At 60.5% G+C, this 4,795-nt stretch carries 3 protein-coding genes; 2 read left to right on the top strand and 1 reads right to left on the bottom strand.

The window, feature by feature from the left end; genetic code table 11:
- Window positions 1–296: 296 nt before the first annotated feature.
- Together DU29_RS0128750 and DU29_RS0128745 are read left to right on the top strand one after the other, a co-directional pair.
- Entirely contained in the window at window positions 297–2,081 is a 1,785-nt protein-coding gene (locus tag DU29_RS0128750) for a GspE/PulE family protein (RefSeq protein ID WP_028624785.1), read from the top strand.
- A gap of 90 nt (window positions 2,082–2,171) precedes the next feature.
- Complete coding sequence (locus DU29_RS0128745) at window positions 2,172–2,489, top strand: DUF2388 domain-containing protein (RefSeq protein WP_028624784.1); 318 nt, start codon at window positions 2,172–2,174, stop codon at window positions 2,487–2,489.
- Window positions 2,490–2,653: 164 nt separating this feature from the next.
- Here the strand turns inward: DU29_RS0128745 and gcvP are convergent.
- Window positions 2,654–4,795 (bottom strand): aminomethyl-transferring glycine dehydrogenase (gcvP, locus tag DU29_RS0128740; protein ID WP_028624783.1); only part of this gene is annotated, 2,142 nt, incomplete at its 5' end.

The raw sequence follows: 4,795 nt of genomic DNA, 5'->3' as shown, positions 1-4,795 counted from the left end.
GGATGCACGCAAGCAGCAGGCGATTGCGGTGTATCAGAACCGTGCGTGGAAGATGTTGCTGCGTATGTAAATTGTCTTTGTGGCGATGGAGCTTGCTCCCGCTGGGCAGCGAAGCGGCCCCAAAGAGGTCTGCTGTGCAGCCCAGCGGGAGCAAGCTCCCTCGCCACAAGAGCGCTGTGCGGCACCCCAGCCAGGCGGCTGGCTGAAAAAATCCGATACGGCTTCGTCGGGTAGTGGCCCAACGGTTGGCAATTACGCGACTATCCTTTGCGAACTGTTGTTCATGAGGAGCCCGCATGTCCGTTCAACTTGCCACTCAGGACCGCTGGCTGGATCTCAATGAGTTATTGCGTGAGCTGGTTGCGCAAGGCTTTATCAGCCAGGATTCGGCCGAGACCGCGCTCAATGCGCGCCGCCGCCACACCGCCAACGGCCAGATGCATCCGCTGGAGTTCATCGCCAGTCAGCAGCTGGACGACCTCAGCCGTCCCGGCAAACACCTCGATCTCGAAAGCCTGACGCTGTGGTTGTCGCAGCAGGCCGGTCAGCCTTACTTGCGCATCGATCCGCTGAAAATCAACGTGGCGGCAGTAACGCCATTGATGTCCTACGCCTTCGCGCAGCGGCACAAGATTCTCGCGGTGTCGGTTGACCGCGATGCCGTGACCGTAGCCAGTGCCCAGCCGTACGTGAACGCGTGGGAAGCGGATCTGACTCACGTGCTGAAGCTGCCGATCAAGCGCGTGGTCGCCAACCCGGTGGACATTCAGCGTCTCAGCGTGGAGTTTTTCCGCCTGGCCAAATCGGTCAGCGGCGCGACCACTGCCGATCAGCAGAACAGCACCCTTGGCAATTTCGAACAGCTGCTCAACCTCGGCGCCAGCGATCAAGAGCCGGATGCCAACGATGCGCACATTGTCAACATCGTCGACTGGCTGTTCCAGTACGCTTTCCAGCAACGCGCCAGCGATATCCACATCGAACCCCGCCGCGAGCAAGGCACAGTGCGTTTCCGTATCGATGGCGTCTTGCACAACGTTTATCAATTCCCGCCGCAGGTAACCATGGCCATCGTCAGCCGCCTGAAAAGCCTTGGCCGGATGAACGTCGCGGAAAAGCGCAAACCCCAGGACGGCCGGGTCAAGACCAAGACCCCGGGCGGCGGTGAGGTTGAGCTGCGGCTGTCGACCCTGCCAACGGCGTTCGGCGAAAAAATGGTCATGCGGATCTTCGACCCGGAAGTGCTGCTCAAGGATTTCGACCAGCTCGGTTTTTCCGCAGAGGATTTAAGACGCTGGCAGGACATGACCCGCCAGCCCAACGGCATCATCCTGGTCACCGGGCCGACCGGTTCGGGCAAAACCACCACGCTGTACACCACCCTGAAAAAACTGGCGACGCCGGAAGTAAACCTCTGCACCATCGAGGACCCGATCGAGATGGTCGAGCCGGCGTTCAATCAGATGCAGGTTCAGCACAACATCGACCTGACCTTCGCCGCCGGTGTTCGTGCGCTGATGCGGCAGGATCCGGACATCATCATGATCGGCGAGATCCGTGACCTCGAGACTGCGGAGATGGCCATTCAAGCGGCGCTCACCGGTCACCTGGTGTTGTCGACCCTGCACACCAACGACGCGCCCAGCGCTATCAGCCGCCTGCTGGAACTCGGCGTGCCGCATTACCTGATCAAGGCCACCGTGCTGGGCGTGATGGCTCAGCGTCTGGTCCGGACCCTGTGCCCGCACTGCAAGGCCCCCCTGACGCTGGGTGACGAGGACTGGCAAACGTTGACGAGACCCTGGCAGGCGCCATTACCGACCAATGCCCAACGCGCCATCGGTTGTGCGGAGTGCCGCGACACCGGCTATCGCGGCCGTGCCGGGGTGTACGAAATCATGCAATTGACCGACGGCGTGAAAGCCCTGATCAGCCCCGATACCGATTTGCTGGCGATCCGTCGTCAAGCCTTCAAGGAAGGCATGCGTAGCCTGCGGTTATCAGGCGCGCAGAAAGTCGCGGCGGGATTGACGACTATTGAGGAGGTACTACGGGTCACACCGCAGAGCGAGCAAAAATAGCGCTGCCAACCACCAGCGCTCTACATCGGTCACGGAACTGGACGGCACACTGGCGATCAAACGCCGTAGATAAACCAGTGGAGTCACCCTATGCGTTTCAAACTTGCTGTCGCTACCTTTGCTTTGCTGTCCCTTCCCGTTGGTTCGGCGATGGCCGACAGCTTCTGGCGTAACGTCATTTCGTCCGGTGCGACCACAGGTTCGACTTACCTGACTTTCAAGGACCACAAGCTGGTCATTGCCGCGCAAGACGATGCCGGCAGTTTTGTCGCCAGTGACGGCGGCATTCGCGGTCCTTATCTGGAAGCGGCAATGCAAAAAGTCCGCGCCGACAACCCGGGCCTGCAGGCCACGGACATGGAACTGGCGAATGCGATTCTGGCGAAGAACGCCGTTGCATCGGAATAACCCGTTCAGCTGAACAAAAAATGCCGCTCACTTGAGCGGCATTTTTTTGCCCGACGAACCCCTGTGGGAGCCGGCTTGCTGGCGATGGTGTGTCAGGCGACATCCATTCAGCTGATCCACCACCATCGCTGGCAAGCCAGCTCCTACAAAGATGGGGGTGAATTTTAGCGGTAATCATCCACCGGCACACACGCGCAAAACAGATTGCGGTCGCCGTAGACGTTATCCACCCGGTTCACCACGGGCCAGTATTTATGCGCCTTGGTGTGCGCGTCCGGTGTCACGGCTTGCTCGACACTGTAAGGCCGTTCCCAGACTCCGGTTATGTCGGCCAAGGTATGCGGCGCGCGTTTCAGCGGGTTGTCTTCGGCGGGCCAGTTGCCGTTTTGCACCTCTGTGATTTCCGCACGGATACTCAGCATCGCCCCGATAAAGCGGTCGAGCTCGGCCTTGGATTCACTCTCGGTCGGCTCGATCATCAACGTGCCCGGCACCGGGAAGGACATGGTCGGCGCGTGAAATCCATAATCCATCAAGCGTTTGGCCACATCCTCTTCACTGATACCGGTCAGCGCCTTGAGCGGCCGCAGATCGAGGATGCACTCATGCGCCACGCGCCCGTTGCGCCCGGTGTAGAGCACTGGAAAGGCCCCGGACAAGTGTTGCGCCAGGTAATTTGCCGAGAGGATCGCCACCTCGCTGGCGTCTGCCAGTTGCGGCCCCATCATCGCGATGTACATCCAGCTGATCGGCAGAATGCTCGCGCTGCCCCAGGGCGCGGCGCTGACAGCACCGTTCTGCGGCAGGGGCCCATCGATGGGCACCACCGGATGATTGGCCACATACGGCGCAAGATGCGCACGCACACCGATCGGCCCCATGCCCGGCCCGCCACCGCCGTGCGGAATGCAGAAGGTCTTGTGCAAATTCATATGAGACACATCGGCGCCGATGTCCGCCGGACGCGCCAGCCCTACCTGCGCGTTGAGATTGGCGCCGTCCATGTACACCTGACCGCCGTGGCTGTGGATAACTTCGCAGATCTCACTGATGCCCTCCTCGTACACGCCATGCGTTGAAGGATAGGTCGCCATGAGACAGGCGAGCCTGGCGCCCGCCTCGGCAGCCTTGCCTTTCAAGTCATTCAGATCGACATTACCGGCCTCGTCGCACTCGACGATCACTACGCGCATGCCGGCCATCTGCGCCGAAGCCGGGTTGGTGCCGTGGGCCGATGACGGAATCAGGCAGATGTCCCGCGCACTTTCGTGACGACTCTCGTGGTATTTGCGAATCGCCAGCAGCCCGGCGTATTCGCCTTGAGCGCCGGAGTTTGGCTGCATGCAGATCGCATCGAAGCCAGTGATCGCGCATAGCCAGCGCTCCAGCTCTTCGATCATCAGCGAGTAGCCGATCGCCTGCTCTTGCGGCACAAACGGGTGCAGATTGGCGAACTGTGGCCAGGTGATCGGAATCATCTCGCTGGTCGCGTTGAGCTTCATGGTGCAGGAGCCCAAGGGAATCATTGACTGGTTGAGCGCCAGATCTTTGCTCTCCAGTTGCTTGAGGTAACGCAGCATTTCGGTTTCGCTGTGATGCGCGCTGAACACAGGGTGACGCAAGAAAGGCGACGTGCGCAACAGCCCGTCCGGAAGGCCAGAAGCCAGCGTTTCAGCGTCAAGATCGTCGATGTTCAAGGCATGATCGGCACCCAGAAACACATCAAACAGTCTTGCAACAGTCGCCTCGTCAGACGTCTCATCAAGACTCAGGCCTAACTGCCCGCGCCCCAGGATGCGCAAGTTGATCTGAGCCGCCTGAGCACTTTCGATGATCGCCGTTTGCGTGCCGCCGACATCCAGGGTCAGGGTGTCGAAAAAGTGTTTGTTGAGACGCGAGATGCCGTGGCGCTCCAGCCCGGTGGCGAGAATGCAGGTCAGGCGGTGCACGCGCTGGGCAATGCGCGTCAGACCTTCCGGACCGTGATAGACCGCATAAAATCCGGCAATGTTGGCCAGCAGCACCTGGGCCGTGCAGATGTTCGAATTGGCCTTCTCGCGACGGATGTGTTGTTCACGGGTCTGCAGGGCCATGCGCAACGCAGTGTTGCCGCGCGTATCCTTCGAGACGCCAATGATTCGCCCCGGAATCGCCCGTTTGTATTCCTCGCGACTGGCAAAAAAAGCCGCATGCGGCCCGCCGTAACCCATCGGCACACCAAAGCGCTGGGACGAGCCGAACACCACGTCGGCGCCCAATTCTCCCGGCGGGATCAGCAGCAACAAGCTCAGCAGATCGGTGGCGAC

Source organism: Pseudomonas sp. Ant30-3 (genome assembly GCF_000690905.1).
GTDB lineage: Bacteria > Pseudomonadota > Gammaproteobacteria > Pseudomonadales > Pseudomonadaceae > Aquipseudomonas.
The sequence above is the reverse complement of the archived record's forward strand: the minus strand, read 5'-3'. Positions and strand labels throughout refer to the sequence as shown.

Excerpts from the sequence above, each read along its gene's own strand:
- DU29_RS0128745 (WP_028624784.1), top strand. The coding sequence starts at position 2,172 with ATGCGTTTCAAACTTGCTGTCGCTACCTTTGCTTTGCTGTCCCTTCCC.
- DU29_RS0128750 (WP_028624785.1), top strand. The coding sequence starts at position 297 with ATGTCCGTTCAACTTGCCACTCAGGACCGCTGGCTGGATCTCAATGAG.